At 56.8% G+C, this 26247-nt stretch carries 21 protein-coding genes and 1 pseudogene; 7 read left to right on the top strand and 15 right to left on the bottom strand.

Annotated elements, in window-relative coordinates; genetic code table 11:
- Window positions 1-41: 41 nt before the first annotated feature.
- Window positions 42-542: a retropepsin-like aspartic peptidase RloA2 gene (gene rloA2 / locus AUC60_RS09120; RefSeq protein WP_087265965.1), complete on the bottom strand. Its 501-nt coding sequence runs from the start codon at window positions 540-542 to the stop codon at window positions 42-44.
- 301 nt (window positions 543-843) lie between these two features.
- On the opposite strand from rloA2, the gene AUC60_RS09125 reads away from it, so the two are divergent.
- Window positions 844-1737 (top strand): acyltransferase, encoded by an 894-nt coding sequence (locus AUC60_RS09125; RefSeq protein ID WP_087265967.1) that lies wholly within the window; start codon window positions 844-846, stop codon window positions 1735-1737.
- Window positions 1738-1753: 16 nt separating this feature from the next.
- Here AUC60_RS09125 and AUC60_RS09130 read toward each other — a convergent pair whose 3' ends face one another.
- From AUC60_RS09130 to AUC60_RS09175, 10 genes are all read right to left on the bottom strand, one after another.
- Window positions 1754-2323, bottom strand: a complete 570-nt coding sequence (locus tag AUC60_RS09130) for a DUF2780 domain-containing protein (protein ID WP_087265969.1) — start codon at window positions 2321-2323, stop codon at window positions 1754-1756.
- A gap of 213 nt (window positions 2324-2536) precedes the next feature.
- Window positions 2537-3736, bottom strand: a complete 1200-nt coding sequence (gene fdhA, locus AUC60_RS09135) for a formaldehyde dehydrogenase, glutathione-independent (RefSeq protein WP_087265971.1) — start codon at window positions 3734-3736, stop codon at window positions 2537-2539.
- Window positions 3737-3938: 202 nt separating this feature from the next.
- Window positions 3939-4796 (bottom strand): formyltetrahydrofolate deformylase, encoded by an 858-nt coding sequence (gene purU / locus AUC60_RS09140; protein WP_027898965.1) that lies wholly within the window; start codon window positions 4794-4796, stop codon window positions 3939-3941.
- 145 nt (window positions 4797-4941) lie between these two features.
- On the bottom strand, window positions 4942-5574 hold the full coding sequence (locus AUC60_RS09145) for a sarcosine oxidase subunit gamma (RefSeq protein WP_087265973.1): 633 nt from the start codon (window positions 5572-5574) through the stop codon (window positions 4942-4944).
- Window positions 5575-5739: 165 nt separating this feature from the next.
- Window positions 5740-8757 carry a sarcosine oxidase subunit alpha gene (locus AUC60_RS09150; RefSeq protein ID WP_087265974.1) on the bottom strand — a complete coding sequence of 1006 codons (3018 nt, stop codon included), beginning with the start codon at window positions 8755-8757 and terminating at the stop codon, window positions 5740-5742.
- Window positions 8754-9077 (bottom strand): sarcosine oxidase subunit delta, encoded by a 324-nt coding sequence (locus tag AUC60_RS09155; RefSeq protein WP_087265976.1) that lies wholly within the window; start codon window positions 9075-9077, stop codon window positions 8754-8756. The genes AUC60_RS09150 and AUC60_RS09155 overlap by 4 nt, the downstream gene beginning before the upstream one ends.
- Window positions 9078-9093: 16 nt before the next feature.
- Window positions 9094-10344 carry a sarcosine oxidase subunit beta gene (locus AUC60_RS09160; RefSeq protein ID WP_087265978.1) on the bottom strand — a complete coding sequence of 417 codons (1251 nt, stop codon included), beginning with the start codon at window positions 10342-10344 and terminating at the stop codon, window positions 9094-9096.
- A 17-nt stretch (window positions 10345-10361) separates the two neighbouring features.
- A complete protein-coding gene (gene glyA / locus AUC60_RS09165; protein ID WP_087265980.1) occupies window positions 10362-11615 on the bottom strand; it encodes a serine hydroxymethyltransferase in 1254 nt (417 codons plus the stop codon).
- A 302-nt stretch (window positions 11616-11917) separates the two neighbouring features.
- On the bottom strand, window positions 11918-13135 hold the full coding sequence (gene alaC / locus AUC60_RS09170) for an alanine transaminase (RefSeq protein ID WP_087265982.1): 1218 nt from the start codon (window positions 13133-13135) through the stop codon (window positions 11918-11920).
- Window positions 13136-13347: 212 nt separating this feature from the next.
- On the bottom strand, window positions 13348-14112 hold the full coding sequence (locus tag AUC60_RS09175; RefSeq protein ID WP_087265984.1) for a TraX family protein: 765 nt from the start codon (window positions 14110-14112) through the stop codon (window positions 13348-13350).
- 156 nt (window positions 14113-14268) lie between these two features.
- Between AUC60_RS09175 and AUC60_RS09180 the strand changes: the two genes are divergently transcribed.
- The gene (locus AUC60_RS09180; RefSeq protein WP_087265985.1) at window positions 14269-15309 is read left to right on the top strand and encodes a threonine aldolase family protein; all 1041 of its coding nucleotides are present in this window, start codon (window positions 14269-14271) and stop codon (window positions 15307-15309) included.
- Between the two features lie 101 nt (window positions 15310-15410).
- Here the strand turns inward: AUC60_RS09180 and AUC60_RS09185 are convergent, their stop codons facing one another.
- Window positions 15411-15713: a cell division protein ZapA gene (locus AUC60_RS09185; protein WP_087265987.1), complete on the bottom strand. Its 303-nt coding sequence runs from the start codon at window positions 15711-15713 to the stop codon at window positions 15411-15413.
- Window positions 15710-15943 carry a hypothetical protein gene (locus AUC60_RS09190; protein WP_087266042.1) on the bottom strand — a complete coding sequence of 78 codons (234 nt, stop codon included), beginning with the start codon at window positions 15941-15943 and terminating at the stop codon, window positions 15710-15712. Before AUC60_RS09190 ends, AUC60_RS09185 begins: the two co-directional genes overlap by 4 nt.
- A gap of 440 nt (window positions 15944-16383) precedes the next feature.
- On the opposite strand from AUC60_RS09190, the pseudogene AUC60_RS28480 reads away from it, so the two are divergent.
- Window positions 16384-17139, top strand: a pseudogene (locus tag AUC60_RS28480) (MCP four helix bundle domain-containing protein); the annotation flags it as partial.
- Window positions 17131-17994, top strand: a complete 864-nt coding sequence (locus AUC60_RS28485) for a methyl-accepting chemotaxis protein (RefSeq protein WP_420800727.1) — start codon at window positions 17131-17133, stop codon at window positions 17992-17994. The pseudogene AUC60_RS28480 and the gene AUC60_RS28485, both read left to right, overlap by 9 nt.
- Before the next feature lie 362 nt (window positions 17995-18356).
- Here AUC60_RS28485 and gbcB read toward each other — a convergent pair whose 3' ends face one another.
- Window positions 18357-19457, bottom strand: coding sequence for a glycine-betaine demethylase subunit GbcB (gbcB, locus tag AUC60_RS09200; protein ID WP_087265993.1), 1101 nt, complete (start codon window positions 19455-19457; stop codon window positions 18357-18359).
- A 318-nt stretch (window positions 19458-19775) separates the two neighbouring features.
- Here gbcB and gbcA point away from each other — a divergent pair, with 318 nt between their 5' ends.
- The 3 genes from gbcA (at window position 19776) to AUC60_RS09215 (ending at window position 24803) form a co-directional block, all read left to right on the top strand.
- Window positions 19776-21074, top strand: coding sequence for a glycine-betaine demethylase subunit GbcA (gbcA, locus tag AUC60_RS09205; RefSeq protein ID WP_087265995.1), 1299 nt, complete (start codon window positions 19776-19778; stop codon window positions 21072-21074).
- Window positions 21075-21897: 823 nt separating this feature from the next.
- A complete protein-coding gene (locus AUC60_RS09210) occupies window positions 21898-23082 on the top strand; it encodes a YcaO-like family protein (RefSeq protein WP_158099108.1) in 1185 nt (394 codons plus the stop codon).
- A 14-nt stretch (window positions 23083-23096) separates the two neighbouring features.
- The gene (locus tag AUC60_RS09215) at window positions 23097-24803 is read left to right on the top strand and encodes an ATP-binding cassette domain-containing protein (RefSeq protein WP_087265999.1); all 1707 of its coding nucleotides are present in this window, start codon (window positions 23097-23099) and stop codon (window positions 24801-24803) included.
- Window positions 24804-25530: 727 nt separating this feature from the next.
- On the opposite strand, the gene AUC60_RS09220 is transcribed toward AUC60_RS09215, so the two are convergent.
- Window positions 25531-26244 carry a 3'-5' exonuclease gene (locus AUC60_RS09220; RefSeq protein ID WP_087266044.1) on the bottom strand — a complete coding sequence of 238 codons (714 nt, stop codon included), beginning with the start codon at window positions 26242-26244 and terminating at the stop codon, window positions 25531-25533.
- Window positions 26245-26247: the final 3 nt, after the last annotated feature.

Genomic DNA, 26247 nt, shown 5'->3' on the forward strand with positions numbered 1-26247 from the left:
CTTATCGCGGGCAAGCCCAGCTCCCACAGGGACGGTGGTGATCAACAATCCGGCTTGTCCGCCGTATAACGCCGCGCCGGGTTCACCGCTGCGCCAAACTCACGCAAGGCCTTGGCACCAATCAACAGCGGGTAGTTGAAGTGACTGCGGTCGACCAGATTCACCTCGACAGTGCGCTTGACGTTACCCAGGCACAGCTCAAGATCGACAACCGGGCGTTTGGTCGGATCGAGGTCTTCGTCCTCGTCGTCACCTTCGGCGCGGCTTTTGATTTTGCTGATCCGGGAAACCTTGTGCTCGTAAACCTTGTTGCTGGCACCTTTGGTGGCGAGGCGGAAGCGTACCCAGTCATCACCATCGCGGGTAAACAGCTCAATGTCCTTGGCCGACAGCGATGCGGTCAGCGCGCCGGTATCCATCTTGGCTTTGAAGGTCTCACCGATTTCCGCGACCTTGATGTTTTCGTAGCGACCATACAGCGTTGGCTCGGCAGCCATGACAGGCAGTGCCAGCAGGGACAGTAGCGCCAGGGTTGATTTCACTGGGTGGGTACCTTTTTTGAATTGGATTTGATCGCTAGTACACCGACGTGGGACCGGCTTTAGCCGGGAAGAGGCCGGTCTATTCCCCGCATTTGTAGCGTGAGGAATGCAGCCTTCCCGGCTAAAGCCGGTCCCACGTCGGCGGTTATGCAACATGCCGGTTTAGACATCACGATCACACATCGTTCGTTGGGCAGAGCTTATCTGTAATCTCGTGAAACATTTGTCAGCGACCAGCGGATTTGGCGCGAACGCAGTTGCTCTTTATCATGGCGGCCCTTGTAGTCCTCCAGAGATCCGTATGCGTCGCCTGCTCACTGGCTGTTTCGTTACATTGCTGCTGTTGCTTAACACGCTGGTCATGATCGGGCCGTTACTGATTTTCGGCTTGCTCAAGCTGACTTTCAGCGGCCAGTTGCGCGATAGCTGCTCGCGAGCCGTGGTATGGATTGCCGAAACATGGGCAGAAGTCGACAAGCTGATTTTCTCGCTATGCATTCCGACCCGGTGGGAAATTCGCGGCGATGAAGGCTTGCGCAGCGACACCTCTTACCTGGTGATCAGCAATCACCAGTCGTGGGTCGATATCCCCGCGCTGATTCAAGCGTTGAACCGCCGCACGCCGTTTTTTAAATTCTTCCTGAAGAAAGAACTGATCTGGGTGCCGCTGTTGGGCCTGGCCTGGTGGGCGCTGGATTATCCGTTCATGAAGCGCTACAGCAAGGCTTTCCTGGCCAAGCATCCAGAGCTCAAAGGTCATGACCTTGAGATCACCCGTCAGGCCTGTGAGCTGTACAAAAATCAACCAGTGACCGTGGTCAACTATCTGGAAGGTACCCGCTTCACAGCAGCCAAACATGCGCAACAGAACTCGCCTTATTCACACCTCCTCAAGCCCAAGGCAGGCGGTGTGGCGTTCGTACTGGCGGCCATGGGTGAAAAGCTGGATGCGATTCTGGATGTGACGGTGGTTTATCCAGGTGAGCGCATTCCGGGTTTCTGGAACTTGCTGTGCGGTGACGTTCCGAGGGTGATCATCGATATCCAGACGCGGGAGCTGGACCCGGCGTTATGGCAGGGCGACTACGAGAACGATCCAGTGTTTCGCGAGAAAGTGCAGGGCTGGGTCAACCAGCTTTGGCAGGAGAAGAATGCACGCATCGCCACCTTGCGCGGCGATGCGTCTCAGGATTGAGGTGTCGGCAGCTGAATCAGCTGCCTGCGCCCCACACGCTGCTCAGGCTTTGCAGTGCTGAACCGCCAGCACCTTGTTGACCCAGGTATTGCAGAATCAGTGGTACAAACTGGCTGACCATTGAGCTGTCCATGCCCAAAGCACTGAACGCCTTGTTCACATCGCCCATGCTTTGTACGTTACCTAACGCGCTGTTCAGCACCGAGCTTTCAGCGCTGTTGCCGGAGTTGCCCAACAGACTTCCCAGGCCATTCAGGCTGCCAAGGCTGCTCAGTGCGCCGTTGCCAGCGAGCTGATCGAGGCCGGGAACGGATTTGCTCAATTGGCTGTAGTCATTACCGGCAAGTTTGTTCTTCGCCAGACCCAGCAATGCACCCGTGCCGCCGACGGCTTGCTCGGGGGTGACATTGAGATTGGTGCCCAGCAGATTGAGCAGGCCTGCAGCTTCAGGCGCTGCGGTGGCTTTCTGATTGCCGTTAGTGGCGTTGGAAACGGCGTTGGCCGCGTCATTCAGATTGAAAGCGAACACTGGACTGGCGGCGAAGGCCATCAAGGTTGCCAGTGCCACACCGCGGGAAATCTTCATTGCAACAAACCCCTCAAACCAGAAAATCCGGCAGTTGCCGGTAGAAACACGTGTTCGACCTTGAGCGGGGTGGCAATGTTCCATCTGGTTGAGAAATGCATAGATACCTGTAGGAGCTCACGAGCACCGCAAGGCAGCGATAGCGATATGTCTGACACACCGCTATCGCTGCCTTGCGGTGCTCGTGAGCTCCTACAGGGGCCGAGGTTGGACTTACGCCGCGCTAAACAACTTGTGCGGATCAATCACAAACTTCTTCGGTACACCTGCATCGAACTCGCCGTAACCGCGTGGTGCATCGTCGAGGCTGATGACTTCGACGCCGACGATATCGGCAATCTTGATGCGATCCCACATGATCGCCTGCATCAACTGACGGTTGTACTTCATCACGGGCGTCTGACCCGTGTGGAAGCTGTGGGATTTGGCCCAGCCCAGACCGAAGCGAATACTCAGGCTGCCCATTTTAGCCGCAGCATCGACAGCGCCCGGATCTTCAGTGACGTAGAGACCGGGGATACCGATCTTGCCCGCCACCCGCACCACGCCCATCAACGAGTTGAGGACGGTCGCCGGTGCCTCATGCTGCACACCCGCATGGCCATGGCCGCGCGCTTCGAAGCCTACTGCGTCAACGGCGCAGTCCACTTCCGGCTCGCCCAGCAGTGCGGCGATCTGCTCGTGCAGCGGGGTATCGAGGGACAGGTCAGCAATCTCAAAACCCTGAGCCTTGGCATGGACCAGACGAGCAGGGTTCACGTCACCGATGATGACCACCGCGGCACCCAGCAGGCGTGCAGATGCCGCAGCGGCCAGACCAACCGGGCCTGCGCCAGCGATGTATACGGTACTGCCGGGGCCTACACCGGCTGTCACCGCGCCGTGATAACCGGTAGGCAGAATGTCGGAAAGGCAGGTCAGGTCGCGGATTTTCTCCATCGCCCGGTCGCGGTCAGGCAGCTTGAGCAGGTTGAAGTCGGCGTAGGGCACCAGCACGTATTCGGCCTGGCCACCGGTCCAGTCGCCCATGTCGACGTAACCGTAGGCACCGCCCGGGCGGGCCGGATTGACGGTCAGGCACACACCGGTGTGTTGTTCCTTGCAGGATCGGCACAAACCGCATGCGACGTTGAAGGGCACTGATACCAGATCGCCGATTTTCAGATTCTCGACGCCAGTGCCTTTTTCGATCACTTCGCCGGTGATTTCATGGCCCAGTACCAGGCCGGTTTGTGCAGTGGTACGGCCGCGAACCATATGCTGGTCCGAGCCGCAGATGTTGGTGGAAACCACCCTCAGGATTACGCCGTGTTCGATCTTGCGCCCACGCGGGTCCTGCATTTTCGGATAGTCGATTTTCTGCACTTCGACCTTGCCAGCGCCGAGATACACCACACCACGATTGTCAGACATTCTTTCACCTCGATTTTGTTGTTATGTCGCGGGGAAACGCGCTGCTTTTGTTGGGTGTTGCAAGCAACGCAGGGATTGCTCTTGGGTGCCTGCCTGGATTGATGTTGTTCATACCGCCGCCATCGCGAGCAAGCTCACTCCTACAGTTGATCGCGTTTTCCTGTAGGAGTGAGCTTGCTCGCGATACCGCGAAGCGGTGCCCTTAAAGCACCACTGTCCTGTTGGCGTTCAAAAACACACGCCGCTCAATGTGATAACCCACTGCCCGTGCCAGCGTCAGGCCTTCGATGTCGCGACCTTTGGCGATCAGGTCTTCGGGGTAATGACTGTGATCCACCACTTCCACGCCTTGGGCAATGATCGGGCCTTCGTCCAGGTCGTTATTGATGTAATGCGCAGTAGCGCCTACCAGCTTCACACCTTTGTTGTAGGCCTGATGGTAAGGCTTGGCGCCCTTGAATCCGGGCAACAGTGAGTGATGAATATTGATCGCTTTGCCGTCCAGCTTGCGGCACAGGTCCGGCGACAGCACTTGCATGTAGCGCGCAAGGATCACCAGCTCGGCACCTGACTCCTCGATCACTTGCCAGACTTTGCTTTCCTGAGCGGGCTTGTCGTTCGGGTCCAGGGGGAAATGGTAGTACGGAATTTCATGCCAGCGCGCCAATGGTTCCAGATCCGGATGGTTGGACACCACCGCGACCACGTCCATGGACAGCTGGTTGATGCGCTGACGGTAGAGCAGGTCGTTGAGGCAGTGATCGGCCTTGGAAACCATGATCACCACTTTCGGCCGGTAATTCGGCGCAGTCAGCTCGAAGATCATGCCAAAGGCTTCACCGCGTTCAGTCAGGCCTGCGCGAAAACCTTGTTCGTCAAAGCCATCTGGCTGACGGAATTCAACCCGGATGAAGAAGCGGCCCGACAGGCGATCATCAAACGAGTGGTGCTCAGTGACGTAGCAGCCCTGCTCGAACAAATAGCGGGTCACCGCGTCCACCGTGCCCAGCACGCTTGGGCAGTCGGCGGTCAGAATCCATGTGTCGGGGGCGCGGCTCATTCGATAACTCCAATATTGATGTGATCACTGTAGGAGCGCGCTTGCCCGCGATCGGCTGCGAAGCAGTCGTGAAAATGGTGAATTCACCATTGCCTGAAAGTCGTTCCGACTTTATCGCGGGCAAGCGCGCTCCTACAGGACCTAATCAGGCCTGAACGGTCAGGCCGTACTCAGCACTCGCATCCTGCAACCACAGCCACCAGTAATCGGCGAAGCTGCGGCGGATCAGTAGCTCCCAGGTTTCTTCGCCAGTGCGACGGATCACCAGTTGGGATTTCGCGAATACCGTGCCTACAGCCTTGCCCACCGGGAAGTTGTCCGGGTGTACATCGTAGCTGGTGGATTTCATCAGCACTTCGCGGACTTTTGGGCCGCTCAGTTCAAGGATGGACTGACCGCCGCTGACGTTCACGATGGCGATGTGCAGACCGGTCAGTTCCTGGCGCAGTTTCTGCTCCACGGCGAACTCTTCACCGGTCGGCACGATCAGCAGCCATTCATCCGGGCCAAGCCACTGGATCGAGCTCTCGCCACTGATCACCAGTGCCAGTGCGCCGGGCAGTTCCATGCCCAGTGCCTTGTGGACTCCTGCGGCGAAAGCCGGGTCGTGAGCGTCGCCACGGATGGTCAGGTGGCCGAGGAGTTTCTTCTCGCGCAGGATCACACCAGGATTGGCGCGACCTTTACCGACCAGGCTGTTGAGGTCGGCATGAAACAACGGTGACTCGGCTTTCTCGCCGGTCGTTGGCCGCTGCTGGTAAACGTTGGCTGTGGTCATAGAGCACCTGTTATGAATTCTTTTCCAGTGAGCTGGGACCTGTAGGAGCTAGCTTGCTTGCGATAAAGTCGGAACGACTTTCAGGCAATGGTGCATTCACCATTTTCACGACTGCTGCGCAGCCGATCGCGAGCAAGCTCACTCCTACAGGGTAGGCGCACGCCATCAAACGTTCTGCTGCTCACCCTTCGGATCGAAGAACACCGAGGAGACAATTTCGGCTTCGATCACGCTGCCGTCAGCCTGAGGTGAGAACACCCGCTCGCCCATACGCTGCAAGCCACCTTTGACCACACCCATCGCGAACGAATAGCCGAGCGAGTTGGCCGCATAACTAGAGGTCACATGACCGACCATGGTCATCGGGATCGACTGTTTCGGGTCGAACACCAGTTGCGCACCTTCTGGCAGCCACTTGGTTGGATCAATCGGCTTGAGGCCGACCAGTTGCTTGCGTTGCTCACGCACGCAGTCTTCGCGGTTCATGCCTCGTTGGCCGATCCACGAGAACGGTTTGGTGCGGCCAACACACCAGCCCATGTTCAAGTCGTCCGGGGTCATCGAGCCGTCGGTGTCCTGACCCACGATGATGAAACCCTTCTCGGCGCGCAGCACGTGCATAGTCTCGGTGCCGTATGGCGTGAGGTTGTACTGCTTGCCAGCTTCGATGATCTTTTCCAGCACGCCCATTGCGTAGTCGGCCTGGATGTTGACCTCATACGACAGCTCGCCGGTGAACGAAATGCGGAACACCCGTGCCGGAACGCCGCCAACCAAACCTTCTTTCCACGTCATGAACGGGAAGGCTTCACGGTCCAGATCAATGTCGGTCACTTCGCTGAGCAGCTTGCGGCTGTTTGGGCCAGACAGCGTCAGGGTCGCGTAATGGTCGGTCACGGAGGTGAAGTACACCTTCAGATCAGGCCATTCAGTCTGCTGATAGATTTCCAGCCATTGCAGGACGCGAGCCGCGCCGCCTGTGGTGGTGGTCATGATGAAATGGTTGTCGGCGACACAGGCAGTAACCCCGTCGTCGAAGACCATGCCGTCTTCTTTACACATCAGGCCGTAACGCGCCTTGCCCACATCGAGCTTGGTCCAGGCGTTGGTGTAAATCCGGTTCAGGAACTCACGGGCATCCGGGCCTTGAATGTCGATCTTGCCGAGGGTCGAAGCGTCCAGCAGGCCGACGCTTTCACGCACGGCTTTGCATTCGCGGGCCACAGCCGCATGGATGTCTTCGCCGGCTTTCGGGAAATACCATGGGCGTTTCCACTGACCGACATCTTCGAATTCGGCACCGTTTTTAACATGCCAGCCATGCAGCGCGGTGAAGCGCACAGGCTCGAAGATATGCCCGCAGTGACGACCGGCTACCGCGCCGAAGGTCACGGGCGTGTAGTTCGGGCGGAACATGGTGGTGCCCATTTCCGGGATGGAAACGTTCAGCGAGCGAGCGGCAATGGCCAGGCCGTTGACGTTACCCAGCTTGCCCTGATCGGTACCAAAGCCCAGAGCGGTGTAACGTTTGACGTGCTCAACCGACTCGAAGCCTTCACGGGTCGCCAACTCGATGGCGGCGGCAGTGACGTCGTTCTGCAGGTCGACGAATTGCTTCGGCGCACGGGCAGTCGGTTTGTCATGCGGCACCTGGAACAGCGCCAGCGTGGGTTCTTCGGCTCGGCTCAATGCTTTCGGCAAGACACCTTCGACGACTTTGAAACCGGCTTCGCTGGCGGCGCGCACGCCACCCTCGAAACCGTCGGCCAAGGCGTCGCCCAATGCGTAGACGCCATTCACGCCGCCGACGCAAACGCGCTTCTGCGGCGCTTCACCCGGTACGAAACCGAGAATGTCTTCACGCCAGACGGGCTTGCCGCCCAGGTGCGAAGCGAGGTGAACGATAGGGCTGTAGCCACCGGAGCTGGCAACCAGATCGCATTCGAGCCATTCGCCAGGACTGGTTACGCGATGAGCTTTCACATCAATCGCTGCCACACGAGCGGCGGTAACGTGCTTGCTGCCACGGGCTTCGATCACCGCGCTGCCGGTCAGAATGCGAATGCCTTTTGCACGAGCTTCTTCAACCAGCGCGCCGCGTGGGTTGTGCCGCGCATCGGCAATCGCGACCACTTGCAGGCTGGCGTCGAGCCAGTCCAGCGCGACGCGGTAGGCGTGGTCGTTGTTGGTGGACAGCACCAGTTTCTTGCCCGGTGCCACGCCATAACGGCGCACATAAGTGGAAACTGCACCGGCCAGCATGTTACCCGGCACGTCGTTGTTGCCGTAAACCAATGGACGTTCGTGAGTGCCGGTAGCCAGCACTACGCGCTTGGCGCGAACCCGATGCATGCGCTGACGCACCTGACCGATAGGCGCACGATCACCCAGGTGGTCGGTCAGCCGCTCGTGAATGGTCAGGAAGTTATGATCGTGATAGCCGTTGACCGTGGCGCGAGGCAGCAACACCACGTTCTTCAGGCTTTTCAACTCAGCGATAACGGTGGTGACCCATTCAGCAGCCGGTTTGCCGTCGAGGCTTTCGCGGCTGTCCAGCAGGCTGCCGCCGAACTCTTCCTGTTCGTCGGCCAGAATGACTCGAGCACCGCTGCGGGCCGAAGCCAGAGCCGCCGCCAGACCCGCTGGGCCACCGCCAACGATCAGCACGTCGCAGTGCTGGTTCATGTTGTCGTAGGTGTCCGGATCGTTTTCAGTCGGCGAACGACCAAGGCCAGCAGCCTTACGAATGTACTTCTCGTAAGTCATCCAGAACGATTGCGGGTACATGAAGGTTTTGTAATAGAAACCCGGCGGCATCAGCTTGCCGCCGACTTTGCCGAGAATCCCCATCACGTCATTGTTCACGCTTGGCCAGCCATTGGTGCTGGTTGCGACCAGACCCGAATACAGCGCTTGTTGCGTGGCGCGCACGTTGGGGATTTGCGTCGCTTCTGTGGCGCCGATCTGCAGCACTGCGTTGGGCTCTTCGGAACCCGCAGCGAAGATGCCGCGAGGGCGGGAATATTTGAAGCTGCGGCCGATGATGTCCACGCCATTGGCCAGCAGAGCGGCGGCTAATGTGTCGCCTTCGAAGCCCTGATACGTCTGGCCATTGAAGTTGAAGTTCAGGACCTTGCTGCGGTCGATGCGGCCGCCGTTGGGCAGTCGGTTGGTCTGGCTCATACCTGGTCTCCCTCGCCGCTGGCTGTCTTCTCAAACGCAGGGTTTCTGAACTGCGGTTTGGTGCCAATCGGGTAGGTTTCGAGAATTTCGTAAGTCACGGTGTCGCGGGTCGCGTTGAAGTACTGACGGCAGCCAGCGGCGTGGATCCACAGTTCGTGATGCAGCCCGCGTGGGTTATCGCGGAAGAACATGTAGTCGCCCCATTGCTCGTCGGTGCAGGCGGCCGGGTCCAGTGGACGCGGGATGTGAGCCTGGCCTGAAGCGTGGAATTCCTCTTCGGAGCGCAGTTCGCCACAGTGAGGACAGAAGATATGCAACATAAGGAAGACTCTCCTGTTAGTGGGCGACAGCCGCTGCGCCGTGTTCATCGATCAACGCACCGTTGTGGAAACGGTCGATGGAGAAAGGTTTAGCCAATGGATGCATTTCACCTTTAGCCAGACTTGCCGCAAACACGTTGCCCGAGCCCGGCGTGGCCTTGAAGCCACCGGTGCCCCAACCGCAGTTGAAGAACATGTTCGGTACCGGGGTCTTGGAAATGATCGGGCAGGCATCCGGCGTGGTGTCGACGATGCCGCCCCACTGACGGTTCATGCGCACTCGGGACAGCACCGGGAACATTTCGACGATGGCCTGAATCGTGTGCTCTATCACCGGGTACGATCCGCGTTGACCATAGCCAACCCAGCCGTCGATACCGGCACCGATCACCAGGTCGCCCTTGTCGGACTGGCTGATGTAACCGTGTACGGCGTTGGACATGATCACGCTGTCGATAATCGGCTTGATCGGCTCTGATACCAGCGCTTGCAGCGGGTGAGATTCAATCGGCAAACGGAAGCCCGCCAGTTTCGCCATGTGCCCCGAGTTACCGGCCGTCACCACGCCGACGCGCTTGGCGCCGATGAAGCCTTTGTTGGTTTCCACACCGATGCACACGCCGTTTTCCTTGCGGAAGCCGGTCACTTCGGTCTGCTGGATCAAGTCCACGCCCAAGGCGTCAGCGGCACGGGCGAAACCCCACGCCACGGCATCGTGACGGGCCACGCCGCCACGCCGTTGCACGGTGGCGCCAATGATGGGGTAGCGGGTGTTTTTCGAGCAATCCAGGTACGGGATTTCCTCCGCCACCTGTTTGCCGTTGAGCAGTTCGCCGTCCACCCCATTAAGGCGGTTGGCGCTGACCCGGCGCTCTGAATCACGCATGTCCTGCAGGGTGTGGCACAAGTTGTACACGCCGCGCTGGGAGAACATAACGTTGTAGTTCAGGTCTTGCGAAAGGCCTTCCCACAATTTCATCGCGTGCTCATACAGGTGAGCAGACTCGTCCCACAGGTAGTTGGAACGCACGATGGTAGTGTTACGCGCCGTGTTGCCGCCGCCCAACCAGCCTTTCTCGACCACGGCGACGTTAGTGATGCCGTGCTCTTTGGCAAGGTAATAGGCAGTCGCCAGACCATGCCCGCCGCCACCGACGATGACCACGTCGTAGACTTTTTTCGGGGTAGGCGTGCGCCACATGCGCTGCCAGTTTTCGTGGTGGCTGAGGGAGTGCTTGAGAAGGCCGAAGCCTGAGTAATGCTGCATGAATAACTACTCCTGACTCAGCTATAAACCGGGAAATCGGAACACAGTGCTGCAACCTGGCTGGCGACATTGGCCTCGACATCAGCGTCACCGAGGTTGTCGAGAATGTCGCAGATCCAGCCGGCCAGCGTGATGCATTGGGTGACTTTGAAACCGCGGGTGGTCACTGCTGGAGTGCCGATACGCAGGCCCGAGGTCACGAACGGCGATTGCGGATCGTTGGGCACCGAGTTCTTGTTAACGGTGATGTGCGCACGACCCAAAGCGGCGTCGGCGTCTTTGCCGGTCAGGCCCTGACGGATCAGGCTGACCAGAAACAGATGGTTATCGGTGCCGCCGGAGACCACGTCGTAGCCACGGTCGATGAACACTTGCGCCATGGCCTGAGCGTTATCGATCACCTGCTGTTGATACGCCACGAAGCCGGGCTCTGCTGCTTCTTTGAAGCACACGGCCTTGGCGGCGATCACGTGCATCAATGGGCCGCCCTGACCGCCGGGGAACACTGCAGAATTGAGCTTTTTCTCGATCTCTTCGTTGGCCTTGGCCAGGATCAAACCACCACGCGGGCCGCGCAGGGTTTTGTGCGTGGTGGTGGTCACCACGTCTGCGTACGGCAGCGGGTTCGGGTACAGACCGGCCGCGACCAAGCCTGCAACGTGGGCCATGTCGACAAACAGGTAAGCACCGACTTTGTCGGCGATCTCCCGGAAACGAGGGAAGTCGAGGGTTTTCGAATAGGCCGAGAAACCGGCGATGATCATTTTGGGTTTGGACTCGACGGCGATGCGCTCGACTTCGTCGTAATCGATCAGCCCGGTAGCGGTGTCGATGCCGTACTGGACTGCGTTGTAGAGCTTGCCGGAAAAGCTGACTTTCGCGCCGTGGGTCAGGTGACCGCCGTGGGCCAGGCTCATGCCCAGCACGGTGTCGCCAGCTTGCAGCAATGCCAGGTAAACCGCTGCGTTGGCCGAGCTGCCGGAGTGCGGCTGAACGTTAGCGTAATCCGCACCGAACAGTTGCTTGGCTCTGTCTATCGCCAATTGCTCGACTTTATCCACATGCTCGCAACCGCCGTAGTAGCGCTTGCCCGGATAACCTTCGGCGTATTTGTTGGTCAGGCCGCTGCCCTGGGCTTCCATCACGCGCTGGCTGGTGTAGTTCTCCGAAGCGATCAGCTCGATATGATCTTCCTGACGCTGCTCCTCGGCATTCATCGCGGCCAGCAGTGCATCGTCATAGCCTTGGATTTGGTCGTTCTTGCTGAACATCGCGGTTCTCCCAGCGGCGGCGTCGCGCCTGACTTATCGGTAGGACCGCAGCATCTAAGCAGGGCCCTTTGACAGCGATACTAGGGCCGGACCAAAGACGCCAAATGCCTACGCACGCCACGCAAAGGTGCGTTTACGACATGGCTGGGAGAGGAGAGCGAATAACGTGCGGGTGAGGTTGGAACGCGATCCATGTGGGAGCCGGGCTTGCCCGCGATAAGGTCGACGCAATTCTCGGATAGACCGAGGTGTCCTTATCGCGGGCAAGCCCGGCTCCCGCAGGGGAGTGCGGTGTGCAGGGATTAAAGAGCCTTGCCCGGCAACTGCCCATCCGCCCGGAACATCCCGCGAATACCGCGCACGGCCTGGCGAATCCGGTCCTGATTCTCGATCAGCGCAAAGCGCACATGGTCATCGCCGTACTCACCAAAACCGACACCCGGCGACACGCAGACCTTGGCTTCGGCCAGCAGCTTTTTGGCGAATTCCAATGAGCCGAGATGAGCATAGGCGGGTGGGATCTTGGCCCACACATACATTGAGGCTTTAGGGTTTTCCACCATCCAGCCCAGTTCATGCAGGCCTTTGACCAACACGTTGCGACGCTGGCGGTACTGCTCGGCGATATCCAGCACGCATTGCTGATCGCCTTCCAGCGCAGCGATGGCCGCGACTTGCAGCGGGGTGAAGGTGCCGTAGTCGTGGTAGCTCTTGATCCGCGCCAGAGCGTTGACCAGCTCCGGGTTGCCGACCATGAAGCCAATCCGCCAGCCCGCCATGTTGTAGCTCTTGGACAGGGTGAAAAACTCGACAGCGATGTCTTTCGCGCCCGGCACCTGCATGATCGACGGCGCCTTCCAGCCGTCGTAGACGATATCGGCGTAGGCGAGATCGTGAACCACCAGCACGTCGTACTGTTTGGCCAGGGCAACCACGCGCTCGAAGAAGTCCAGCTCCACGCACTGCGCGGTCGGGTTGGACGGGAAGCCGAGGATCATCATCTTTGGCTTGGGGATCGAGCCACGAATGGCCTTTTCCAGCTCGGCGAAGAAATCCACACCCGGGATCAGGGGCACCGAACGCACTTGTGCGCCAGCAATCACAGCACCGTAGATATGAATCGGATAGCTCGGGTTCGGTACCAATACCGTGTCGCCCTGATCGAGGGTGGCGAGCATCAAATGCGCCAGGCCTTCTTTCGAGCCGATGGTAACGATGGCCTCTTCTTCCGGGTCGATATCCACGTCGTAGCGTTTTTTGTACCAGTTGGAAATCGCCCGACGCAGACGCGGGATGCCACGCGAAGTCGAGTAGCCGTGAGTGTCTTCACGTTGGGCGACAGTAACCAGTTTTTCGACGATATGCGGTGGGGTTGGCCCGTCGGGGTTGCCCATGCTCAAGTCGATGATGTCTTCACCACGGCGGCGAGCGGCCATTTTCAGCTCGGCGGTGATATTGAAGACGTACGGGGGGAGTCGATCGATACGCGCAAAACGGCGCGGCGAAGGTAAGTCTGCCATGGAGGCCTCAGATACGTAAGCGCCCGGAACCGTCCGAGCGACGTCGGCCACTGCGGTGGCCAGCGCAGAAGATAAGGGCGCTGGTGGCGTTTTGTCTACAGCGTTTTTCAGGGTGACCTCGTTCCCCTGTAGGAGCGCACGAGCACCGCAAGGCCGCGATTGCGGTGTGTCAGGAGAAAACGCCATCGCGGCCTCGCGGTGCTTGTGCGCTCCTAGAGGATTGTGGGGGTGCCCCATATTGCCAATATTTCCCGCAAACCCAGCAGCACGAGAAAATGCGCCGGATAGATCGCGTACGCCCAACGCCGCATCGGTTTGACAGGAAAGCTCAAACGACGGCGCAACAACGCCAGCCCAAGTAAGGGCGCGATCAAACAGGCAACCAGCGAGCCGATGGAAACCGGATCACCCCAGGCGGCACCGGCAAACATCTGCGGCCATGCGTTGCCTGCCACGCAGATCGCTCCCGGCAACAGCGCAAACCAGATCGGGCGATGCATCACCAACAGCAGCGCCAGCGGCAGCAATGTCCCGAAGAAACCAAACATCAGGTATTTGTGGAAAATGGCTGCGCCCAGTAAAGCGATAAGCGCCATGACGCGCGTCACTGCCAGCCGGTGTCGCCAACCCTGGGCGATCAGCAGGCCGAGCACCAGAGTCGGCAATACGTTCAGCGTGTGAGCGTCATCCATGTACAGCCGATAAGGAGCCTCCGCCATTACGGCGAACAACGACATCCAGCCCAGATAACGCCACTGCACTTTCGGCTCGGGAAAAAGCGCGGATCTGCGTCCCAGATTTGCCGCAATCGCCAGGCAGAACCAAGGAAATGCCAGTCGTCCCGGCACATACAACACATCTATCGACCAGCCGACATAGCGCAAGTGGTCAAGTACCATGGCCAACATCGCCAGCCATTTGAGAAGGTCCAGTGCCTTGTCGCGTCCGGGCAGGTAAGGCGGGTTCGATAGATCCATATCTCTCCGAGAGGGTTAAGCGCGGATTCTAAGGTGGAACGAATTACCTGTGGGAGCGGTGCATGTCACAAGTACAGCGCCTGATACAACAACCCATGACCAACCGCTGCGATCTTCGTTACAGTGCGCAGCATAATCAATGACAAGGATTCGGCCATGACCGATAAAAGCCAGCAGTTTGCCAGTGATAACTATTCGGGCATTTGCCCTGAAGCCTGGGCTGCGATGGAACAGGCTAACCACGGCCATCAGCGCGCTTACGGCGATGACGAATGGACCGCACGGGCCTCGGATCAATTCCGTAAATTATTTGAAACTGACTGTGAAGTGTTCTTCGCTTTCAACGGCACGGCGGCCAACTCGCTGGCGCTGTCGTCGCTGTGTCAGAGCTATCACAGCGTTATCTGCTCGGAAACCGCTCACGTCGAGACTGACGAGTGCGGCGCTCCGGAGTTTTTCTCCAACGGCTCCAAGCTCCTTACTGCACGTAGCGAGCAGGGCAAACTGACGCCCGAGTCGATCCGCGAGGTTGCACTCAAGCGTCAGGATATTCACTACCCAAAACCTCGAGTCGTGACCCTGACCCAGGCCACCGAAGTCGGCAGCGTTTACCAGCCTGACGAACTCAAGGCGATCAGCGCGACCTGCAAAGAGCTCAATCTGAACCTGCACATGGACGGCGCGCGTTTCGCTAACGCCTGTGCCTTTCTGGAGTGTTCACCGGCAGAGCTGACCTGGAAGTCGGGCGTCGACGTGCTGTGCTTTGGCGGCACCAAAAACGGTATGGCGGTGGGGGAGGCGATTCTGTTCTTCAACCACAAGTTGGCTGAAGACTTTGACTATCGTTGCAAACAGGCCGGGCAACTGGCGTCGAAAATGCGTTTCCTTTCCGCCCCGTGGGTGGGGCTGCTGGAAGGTGATGCATGGCTCAAGCACGCCAGCCATGCCAACCATTGCGCGCAATTGCTCGCCTCGCTGGTCCAGGATATTCCGGGCGTTGAACTGATGTTCCCGGTCCAGGCTAATGGCGTGTTTCTGCAGCTGTCCGAATCCGCCATTGCCGCGCTGACGGCCAAGGGCTGGCGCTTCTATACCTTCATTGGTAATGGTGGCGCGCGCTTCATGTGCTCATGGGACACCGAAGAAGCCCGCGTGCGCGAGCTGGCGGCGGATATCCGATTGGTGATGGGGGCTTAGTCTGGTTTGGGCGGCTTTTGTAGGAGCTGCCGAAGGCTGCGAAGCGATGTGTCAGTAATACTGCTTCGCAGCCTGCGGCAGCTCCTGCAGGGGCATTTGGCTCAGTTCTGCGCAATCGTCTTCGAAATCGCATCCACGGTGGCATCGACCTTCTCGCGGCAGCGGTCGAGTTCAACCTGGTGTTGCTGCTTGAGTTCGATCTGCTGTGAACACAGGTTCAGGGCAGCCAGTACCAACAGGCGGTCACCGATAAGCGTCGGGTATTTGCGCTTGGTATCGGCCAGCGATGCACGAAGCAGTGCGGTGGCCTGCTGCAGGGTTTGTTCTTCGCCGGCGGGCGCCTTGATCGAATAGTCGTTACCGAGAATCGAAACGACCGTCACCCCGTTTCTGTCGGTACTCATGCGGTGACTGCGCTTGCGCTGGTCGCACGGTCAACAAGGGCCTGAATGCGCGCAGCAGTGGCACCTTGTTTCTCTTCCTGCTCCATCAGACTCAATTGCAGACTGTCGTTTTCATCCCTGGCTTGAGCCAGCTCCGTGGTGAGCTGGGTATTTGTGCTTTGCAGCTGCTGGTTTTGTTGCACCAGATCGCTGACAAGTTGTTCCAATTGGCTAAGGGATGCTTCCAACATTTTGATTTCTCGAGCAAATTTCAACGGGCGCACACCTTAAAGAAAAGTCACTGCGCATACCAGTGAAGCCGCTTAAATAACGACGTTTCGGCGCGCGGGCTTCCTCCCTGAAGGCAAGTGCATAAACAGGCCCTGTTGACTGTGATTTATCCATCTGGTTCCTGCTGCTCGTCAGTCCGGTCAGAGCGAGAAAATATGCGGTCTTCAACATTTACAGATTTTCAGCTCAAAGCCCCGTAAACGTTGCCTTTCAATGACTTGCATGGCCTTCTGCCGCATTTTAAAAAGACTGCGACTTTCCGACGCGCCCCCATTTGCGACCACCCACCTCAAGACTTCTGCTCATCGACCGATAGGCATGCAATCGCAACGGTTCAAATCTCTTTCTCGCAAGGAATGCTCCTCCTCTTTCTCTGGAAAAAAACATGTCATTACGATCCATGAATATTGCGCCGCGCGCGTTCCTCGGCTTTGCCTTGATCGGCACGCTGATGCTAATCCTCGGCGTATTTGCGTTGACGCAAATGAGCAAGATCCGCACCGCGGGTGACCAGGTTGCACAGAACAGCGTGCCCAGCATTCAAAGCCTGAACGGGCTGACGGTGGCTGGCATTCGCATGCGTGTTCTGTCCTATCGCTTGTTGACCAATCGCGAACAGGATGTCCAGGACAAGACCATTGAGTTGTTTGCCACGCGCAACAAGCAGATCAGCGAAGCCCAGGCGGTCTATGAAAAACTGATCGAGGCCCCGGAGGAGAAAGCAGCCTACAACGAGTTTGTGCAGTTGCTGGGCGAGTACCGTCAGATCGAAGCGCGTGTGATCGCTTTGAGCCGTGCAGGCAAAGTCGACGAGATGGCCAGGCTGCTTAATGCGGAGTCAGCCTCCAACTCTGACAAAATGAATGTGGTCCTGGCCAGACTGGCCGACCTCAACACTAAGCAATTGACGGTCACCAACAAGGCTGCCGCCGACGAGTACTCGTCAGCGTTCAATCTGGTTGTCGGTCTGCTGATTATCGCTACGTTCCTGACCATGCTGTTCGCCTGGTTGCTGACCAATAGCATCACCCATCCAATCGCGTCGGCGCTTGAAGCGGCCGAAACAATTGCTGAAGGCAACCTGACTCGCCCAATCAAGGTCGACGGCACCGACGAAGCCGGTCGTTTGCTCGCCGCCATGCAGAAGATGCAGGAAAAACTGCGAGACACCTTGACCCGTATTTCGGGTTCCGCCACTCAGTTGGCTTCTGCCGCTGAAGAGCTGAACGCGGTAACCGACGAAAGTGCTCGTGGGCTCTCGAAACAGAACAACGAAATCGAACAAGCCGCTACCGCTGTCAACGAGATGACCAGTGCCGTTGAAGAAGTCGCACGTAATGCCGTGAGCACTTCTGAAGCGTCGAAAAACGCCACTGCATCGGCGGGTGACGGTCGTGATCTGGTTCAGGAAACGGTCAATGCCATCGAGCGCATGAGCGGCGATGTGCAAAGCACGGCGGACCTGATTGGCAATCTGGCTGAAGAGTCCCGTGATATCGGCAAGGTACTGGATGTGATTCGCGGTCTCGCCGATCAGACCAACCTCTTGGCCCTCAACGCAGCCATTGAAGCCGCGCGTGCTGGTGAAGCCGGTCGTGGTTTTGCTGTGGTGGCTGATGAAGTACGTGCACTGGCGCATCGTACCCAGCAGTCGACCAGTGAAATCGAACGCATGATCGGCAGCATTCAGGGCGGCACCGAGCAGGCAGTCAACTCCATGCGTAACAGCACAGAACGTGCTGAGTCGACGCTGAACATCGCCAAAGGCGCAGGCCTGGCGCTGGACACCATCAACACCGCCGTAGTGGAAATCAACGAGCGCAATCTGGTCATCGCCAGCGCCGCCGAAGAGCAGGCCCAGGTGGCCCGTGAAGTGGACCGCAACCTGGTCAACATCCGCGACCTGTCGGCTCAGTCATCCGACGGTGCGGCCCAGACCAGCGCTGCAAGTGGCGAGCTGACGCGCCTGGCTGTGGACCTGAACAGCATGGTTTCGCGGTTTAGTCTGTAACAAGCTTTGAGTTCGTTGGAGCGCCTCCTGCTCGCTCCAACTTAATCACGTACTCCGGTAGGAGCGAACTTGTTCGCGAGGTGTTTGTAAGGACGATGGATAAATTCGCCTGCCGAGCCGCCTCGCGAACAAGTTCGCTCCTACCCGTATCAATCGCCCAGGCGATTAATACTCGATTCGCACATCCCCCTTCGGAATGCTGCAGCACGACAGGATGTAGCCTCCTGCTCGCTCCAACTTAACCACGTACTCCGGTAGGAGCGAACTTGTTCGCGATGTGTTTGTAAGGACGATGGATAAATTCGCCTGCCGAGCCGCCTCGCGAACAAGTTCGCTCCTACCCGTATCAATCGCCCAGGCGATTAATACTCGATCCGCACATCCCCCTTCGGAATGCTGCAGCACGACAGGATGTAGCCTTCGGCTTCGTCCTCTTCGGTGATCCCGCCGTTGTGCTCCATCTCCACTTCGCCACTGAGCTTCATCACCTTGCACGTTCCGCAGATGCCCATGCCGCAGGCTTTGGGGATCATCAGGCCGAGCTTGGCAGCGGCCGCGTGAACAGTTTCGCCCGGTGCCACGCGGATGCTCTTGCCGGTGTCGGTGAACTCCACCTGATGCAGATCCGACGCATCGACCTCGGGTGCTTCGGCGGCGATTTCGGCTTGTTCCACAGCATCGGCACGCGCTTCGGGAGGCGTCGCACCGAACGACTCTTCGTGGTATTGCGCCATGTTGAAACCATTGGCTTCCAGCAGGCGTTTGACGGCCGTCATGTATGGCGTCGGCCCACAACAGAACACCTCGCGTTCCATGAAGTCCGGCACCATCAGCTCGAGCATCTTCTGGTTCAGATAGCCGCGATAACCGGCCCAGGGTTCGCCAAGTCCGTGCTTCTCGCAGATCAGATGCAGACTGAAGTTATCGATCCGCGACGCCATGTGCTCCAGCTCGCGGTGGTAAATGATGTCTTTGGGTGAGCGAGCGCTGTGTACGAATACCATGTCGACGTTGGCGTTGGTGTCGTAGAACCAGCGCGCCATGGACATCACCGGGGTGATGCCGACGCCGCCACTCAAGTAGAGGATTTTGGGGTTCGGGAAGTCGATGGCATTGAACAGCCCGACCGGACCGTGCACCGCCAGCTCCTGACCTTCATGCAGCGTGTCGTGCAGGTAATTGGAAACCTTGCCGCCGGGCACGCGTTTGATCGTCACCGAGAAGCTGTAAGGCACCGACGGGGAACTGGAAATGGTGTACGAGCGCATTACCGGCACGCCCTCGATTTCAAGCTCCAGGGTCACGAACTGGCCCGGTTTGAAGAAGAACATGATCGGCTGATCAGCCATGAAACAGAAGGTGCGCACGTCCCAGGTTTCCTGGATCACCTTGACGACGCGCACCAAGTGGCGGCCATTGGCCCAGGTCTGGGTATTTACCGGGCTCAGGAAGCTTTGGGACATGCTCAATCTCCACGGCCGACTACCGGCCTCATGGTGCGAATTCTGCGTAAGGCGCAGACCACCCACTTACCTGCCAGCGACATCGGCGTACTTATCGCGACCAGCCCCTGACTACCTGCGTTAGCGCGTCGGAAACGGATTCGGCCATGTCGCCCATGGATAAGGTCAAGTCTGCGCCGGACTCCACACTCGGCACTAAATGTTTATCAAAAAGCATGAGCGGCAAAACAACGGCCGCCTTGCGTGCCAAACGCCACAAAGAACCGTATTAGCCACATTCGTCGACCGTAAACCGTATGGTCATGAGGACTTCAAACGATGGACGTCACCGCAACTTTGAGCTTGGGCGATCCGCTGGAACCGGCACGTAAGGCCACTGCCGAAATGCTGCAGAACCGCGAGCGCACCTATTCGCTGCCGCAGCCTTTCTACAGTGATGAGCGGTTGTTTGAAATCGACATGCAGGAGATCTTTCACAAAGAGTGGCTGATCGCTGGCATGACTGCCGAGATTCCGGCCAAGGGTAACTACCTGACGCTGCAGATCGGCAAGAACCCGGTAGTTGTGGTGCGCGGTCCGGATGGTGCGGTTAACGCCTTTCATAACGTCTGCCGCCACCGCGGTTCGCGTTTGTGCACCAAGGAAAAAGGCAAGGTCGCCAAGCTGGTCTGCCCTTACCACCAGTGGACTTACGAGCTGGATGGCCGCCTGCTGTACGCGGGCAGCGAAATGGGCGATGACTTCGACATGAAGAACTTCAGCCTCAAGCCAATCAACGTCAAAACCGCGGGTGGCTATATCTTCATCAGCCTTGCGGAAAATCCGCCGGCCATCGACGAATTCCTGCAGACCCTCAAGCACTACATGGAACCGTACGACATGGAAAACACCAAGGTGGCGGTGCAAACCACCTTGATGGAAAAGGCCAACTGGAAACTGGTGCTGGAAAACAACCGCGAGTGCTACCACTGCTCCGGTTCACACCCCGAACTGCTCAACACGTTGCTGGAATGGGACGACGTCACCGATCCGCGTGCCACGCAGTCGTTCAAGGACCACGTCGCTGAATCGGCTGCGGCCTGGGAGGCTGAGAAGATTCCTTACGCGCATGCTGCTTTTGGCTTGCGCAACCGCATTGTGCGCATGCCGCTGCTCAAAGGCACCGTGTCCATGACCATGGACGGCAAGCAAGGCAGCAAGAAACTCATGGGCCGGATCACGAACCCGGACCTGGGCTCAATGCGCATCCTGCACCTGCCGCACTCCTGGAACCACTGCATGGGCGATCACATCATCGTGTTCACGGTGTGGCCAATCAGCGCTCAGGAAACCATGGTCAGCACCAAATGGCTGGTGCACAAAGACGCTGTCGAAGGCGTGGACTACGACGTGGCGCGCCTGCGTGAAGTCTGGGACGCGACCAACGATCAGGACCGCCGTCTGGCCGAAGAGAACCAGCGTGGCATCAACTCCAGCGCCTATCAGCCGGGTCCGTACTCCAAGACCTATGAGTTCGGCGTGGTCAACTTCATCGACTGGTACAGTGCCCGCATGCTGGAAAACCTGGGGGCTGAGCCTGCGCCGTACCTGAAGGGTGTGGCGGTTAATCACGAGTGATGCGTTAGCCCCCTGTAGGAGCCGCCGCAGGCTGCGATACCGCTCGCAGCCTTCGGCAGTCCCTACACGGTAAGCAAAACCTGAAACGCTTCGCCTCCCTTGTAGGAGTGAACTTGTTCGCGAGACCTTGCACCTGACGCAAAGCCTCGCCAACTAGATGGCTCTCCCAGGTAATTTCTCCATCTGATCATAATTTGATCAAATCCTCGCAAGCCCAACCCCACCGCGCGTCCCAGCGTCAGCAAACAACTTATCCACAGAGCAACCCACAGCAATTGTGGGGAAGTCGCTAATTCCTTTCAAAAAGCCCTGTCAGAAGAGTGCCTGTGGGTATAGCCACGATTTTCTTCTTGCTAGCCTCGTGCACCAAACCGTCAATTTAGTCGCGGGATGACAGATATCTGCATTTGCGTCTTTTGAAATACCGCATCTCTCTAAGTACTTAGTCCTACAGGAATAGATCTAGCTGCATATGGCTTTGCTTATGCATTCCTACAACTAGTTGGAATTTTCCTACAGGATTATCGGACCTGCAAAATATTAAACGACTTGGCACGTTTATGAACGAAATGATACCAATACACCACTCGCGGCACATGCCGCGGGCACTCAGGGAATCAATCCCGTCAATATAAAAATATGGAGTATATAAAATGGGTCGTAAACGTTCTGAAATTTCAATTGTTCCTTTTAATACAAGCGATGAGTTCGTAGGGGGGCTGCTGCCTAGCGAGACTCTATTTTATTCGCATGACTAATGTTGGATAGCCCACGGGCTAGCTTGAGGGTAACTCCCCAAGCGCTACCTGCAAGGAGTAAAAAAATGTTTGAACGTGATTTTCCTGCATCGCTGTCTGAAGAAAAAATCTTGCATGCGGCCTCATCTTTAGCCCTCTCATTCTCGACAGAATACAAAAATGCTTCTAAGACAGTGGCCGTATCGAAGTTGGTAGATAGCGCTGGCGTGACAGTTGCCGAAGGTGCGGGTAAAGGAATGCATTGCAAAGTTGGTGCAATGGCTGAGAGCCTGGAGCACTTTGCTCTGGATAACAATTCACTTACTGGTTTGGTTTCCTCTGTTATAGACGATATCCGTCGTCAACCTTTGCTCAGTATGGACGGACTGTTAGCTAACCTTCCTCAAAGCAGCTCTAAAATTGACTGCGTCGAAATGAATGACATGCTCAGTGGGGCCAAGGTCACTGTGCCAGCGGTGATTCAACTCCCATGTCAGGCGTTGGGGGCTAGAATTGAGGCCCACCCTGAAATTTCCTATCTCAACCGCTATTCATCAAACTCGGGCCTTGCATTTGGCTGCTCAGAAAATGAAGCGATACTTCACGGGCTGAATGAGGTTGTTGAGAGACATGCGCTTTCAAAGGTACTGATGTCCCTGTGCGGTCAGCATGAAAAGCTATTGCTGAAATCTCCAGCTGCGGGAGTTCTAGACGAATTATTTTTTGGCCAGGACAGTGTTCGTGCGTTGGTTGATGGAATGAAGATATTAATCACTCACACGATTTACGGTGTCTATTTCTGTATGGCAATTCCGAAAAGGCCAGATGGCAGATACCCAGTCTGTCTCATCGGCTCTGGATGTTCTGTTGATGCTCGTGTGGCAATTGAACGTGCTTCAACCGAGCTTCTTCAAATGCTGGAATTGTTCGACGAGTCAGAGAGGGATAATGATCTCAAAGCCTACTCGTTGATGCAGCGGTCATCAAAGTTACGACCGCTCATAGGCCTTGAAGTGCTTAGAAATACTGAGTACACATGCCGACGGCTCGATCCTCCCAAGAAAAAAACGGTCGCTCATCAGCTTGAATACATCATCGAACAGGTTTCCGCTACCGGCTTGCGGGTGTTACGTCGGACCTTGCTTGAGTTCGATAATGGTTGCATCGTCACTCAAGTTTATATCCCCGGACTGGAGCGTTTCAATTTGGTTAGGGCAGGTGTTCCTGTCGTCCCCCAGCATTTGCTGCATGCCAATAGGTCTTTTGCATAGAGGGGCATGGCAAGATGATCAGTTTTTTGAAGGACACATTTCTCGCGAGGAGGGGACTCTTCTTAAGCGCGACAGCTATAACGATCTTTCTGAAAGGGGTTGCTGTCATTCCTGCACTGTTGTTGGGGGGGATTATTGATGGTCTCGCCTCTCCGGGAAGTCTCGATGCTTCAGGCGTGTTATGGCTATTCGCAGTGCTGTGCATGGCGATCGTCTTTCAATCCATTTTTAGCCCATTCCAGACTTATCAACTCGTGAGTCTCGTACAGATAACGTTGAGAGAAAAGTCTATCGAGTGGACCCAAACTATCTTGGGAAAGGAGTTTGAAGCGTTTTCTTCTTTCCGGCTCGGTGGATTGATAAAGTCCGTTGAGCGCGGGATCACCGCTCATGAAAAACTGCTTACATTTTTTATCACCTCGGGTTTTCCGCTTGTCATTGAGTTGGCGTTGGTCGGGGCAGTTTTCGCCTACGCTGGAGGACTCACTGTTTTTATGGCGCTTCTTGCCATCTCGATTGGATATATACTGCTTTACCGCTATCTGGTGAATTGGAGGCGACCGTATTTGCTCGTGGTTAATGCTGAAGAAGATCTAGTCTCTTCGAGGCTATATGAGACTCTTTATGCAGGAAAACTCATCAAGTTAGAGCGCGCCTGTGATCGTGCTCTTGGGCCTCTTTGCAACAGCTACGCGGACTACGCGCAGGCGGCTACTAAGGTCGCCAGCACTGGCGCTGTTCTCGGGGCAGTACGGATTCTCTATATCGGTCTTTCAACGACCGGTTTGCTGGCATGGGGGGTTCAGGATCAGTTATCGGCCTCACCACATTTAACGGTAGGAAGCCTCGTTGCGGTATTTTCCATCGCCGGAGTTTTTTTAAATAACTTCAGTCAATTAGCGGAGGCTTATAGGACACTTGATCAGTTTTTAGTCGATAAGAAGAGACTTCAAGAGTTTTTGTCATTAGAGGATCTTCTGCACGTGGCGCAAACCCCATTCTCAGATTGCCTTTCGGTGTTAAGTCTATCGGTTATGAATCTGTTGACTGACAGGCCGCTGCATTTTCATCGTGATCAATCAATCGCGATCATCGGCCCCAGCGGCGCGGGGAAAACTACGATGTTGGAAACACTGGCAGGGGTAGTAAAGACTCGAAGGCATCATCTCGGCTTCAACGGTGGGCAAATCCAGCCTGCCGACATTGAGGGATATTTGAGCCGCGTTCGCTACTGCCCGCAGGAGCCGGTGTTCCTCGAGGGCGCTTTTGAACATTCGGTGCTTTTTGGACACGAGAAGTCCTCAATTCTCGCTCAGGCAGCTGATACCTTAGGGCTGCGTGAGTTGTTCGAAAGTCGACCTATTTCTGAAGGTGCTAAAAACATTTCTGGGGGAGAAGCGAAGCGGCTGTCGCTGTTGCGGTTGATCAATCGTCCGGGAGATTTCAATTTGTTCGACGAGCCCACGGCCTCTCTGGACCAAGACGCTCGGCTTCGAGTATGGGATGTCATCTTTTGCCACTTTCAGAACCGAGGACTTATTTGCGTAACTCATGACTTGGCCGCTTTGCCACGATTTGATCGGATTATTGTTATGAAGCAAGGCGCGGTGGTTGCTGATGGGCCATGGTTTGAGCTCGAAAATGAGGCGCGAATCGCGGAGCTGGTGACTCTAATCGATTCAGGCTCAGCCGATACTGACATGGATACGATTTTACGTTGAGGTAGTGAGCACCGAGGTTTGTAGTTAGCTCAGTACACCTGTTTGCACATCTTACCCACAGATCCATCCACAGAGGCTGTGGGAAAGTACGTGGTCAGCCTCTGTAAAGTTAATTAAAACCGTTAGTTATCCAAAATACGCTGTTCTAGCTTATATTGATCAATAATTAACCATGCCTATAAAGCCCGCGTTTTTAAAGGGGTGTAGAGGATCGCGAACACCTTATCCACAGATGCGCCAACAGACTTTGGGGGCAACTTTCGATCTAAGGGTCACGATCTGTGGAAAACTGCTGAAAGCCTTGATTTTCAAGGTTGACAGAAGAATATTCAGGGCTTTTTGGTGTGGTTGGTTGTTTTTTGATCGTTTGCTTGTAAGCCTTGATATACGTGACTTGTGGCGGTAAGCAAACAACTTGTCCACAGAAGCGCCAACAGACTTTGTGGGTAGTTGTGGATGATCTCATTGCTCGGTGGACTCTTTATCCACAGAGAATAACCAATAAAAACCGTGGGTTATGCTGGTCGTTTTTCAATCAACTGCCTGTAGGCCACGGTATGTATAGGTTTCAGGCATAAGCGAACATGTTATCCACAGAGCCGTTAACAGCCTTTGTGCACAACTTCCCGTAGGAGCGCGCTTGCCCACGATGGGCTTTACGTGCCGAAGGTCCATCGGCCCGGTCGCGGGCATGCACGCTCCTGCAGGGGGAATACGGTCTCGGGTTCTAAAACGAATGACTCTGCTGACGCCGACGCCACTTGCTCAGGCTCTGGTCGAGACGGGCGGGGCTGTCGATCTCTTGGCGGCGGGCGTGGCTGAACAGGATCAACGCCAGTTCTGCCGTCACCAATGCATCGGCGCTGGCATGGTGGCGTTCTTCTGCCTGAAGCCCGAAGAACTGAGTCCAGTCGTCCAGTCCGGCTTTACGCAAACCAGCCTGTGGAAAAAGCAGCGGGGCGATTTCTGCCACATCGAGGAAGTGATGTTCGAACGGGTAATCCAGGCTCTCCTTCAGGGCCCGGCTCAGCATGTGCTGATCAAACGGCGCGTGAAAGGCCAGCAGCGGGCTTTCACCCACAAATTCCATGAAGTCCAGCAGGGCCTGTACCGGTTCGCTGCCCGCCGCAATTGCGCTGGGCGCCAGACCGTGAATCAGTACCGCGGGGCTGACTTTGTGGTTAGGGCGCAACAGAGTCCGCTCAAACTGCTGGCTCAGGTCTATAGCGCCGTCTTCGATCACGACCGCACCAATGGACAACACTTGATCACGATTCATGTTCAGGCCGCTGGTTTCCAGATCGACCACTACCCAGCGTTGTTGCCGCAACGGGTTTTCGCTCAGAGGCGCAGCTGGCGCGAGATTGGCGAGACGTTGCTGATCGCGTTTATCCAGCGTCGGTTTGGGAGGGCGAGGTCGCAGCCATTGAAACAGGTTCATGCC

Source organism: Pseudomonas caspiana (assembly GCF_002158995.1).
Lineage (GTDB): Bacteria > Pseudomonadota > Gammaproteobacteria > Pseudomonadales > Pseudomonadaceae > Aquipseudomonas > Aquipseudomonas caspiana.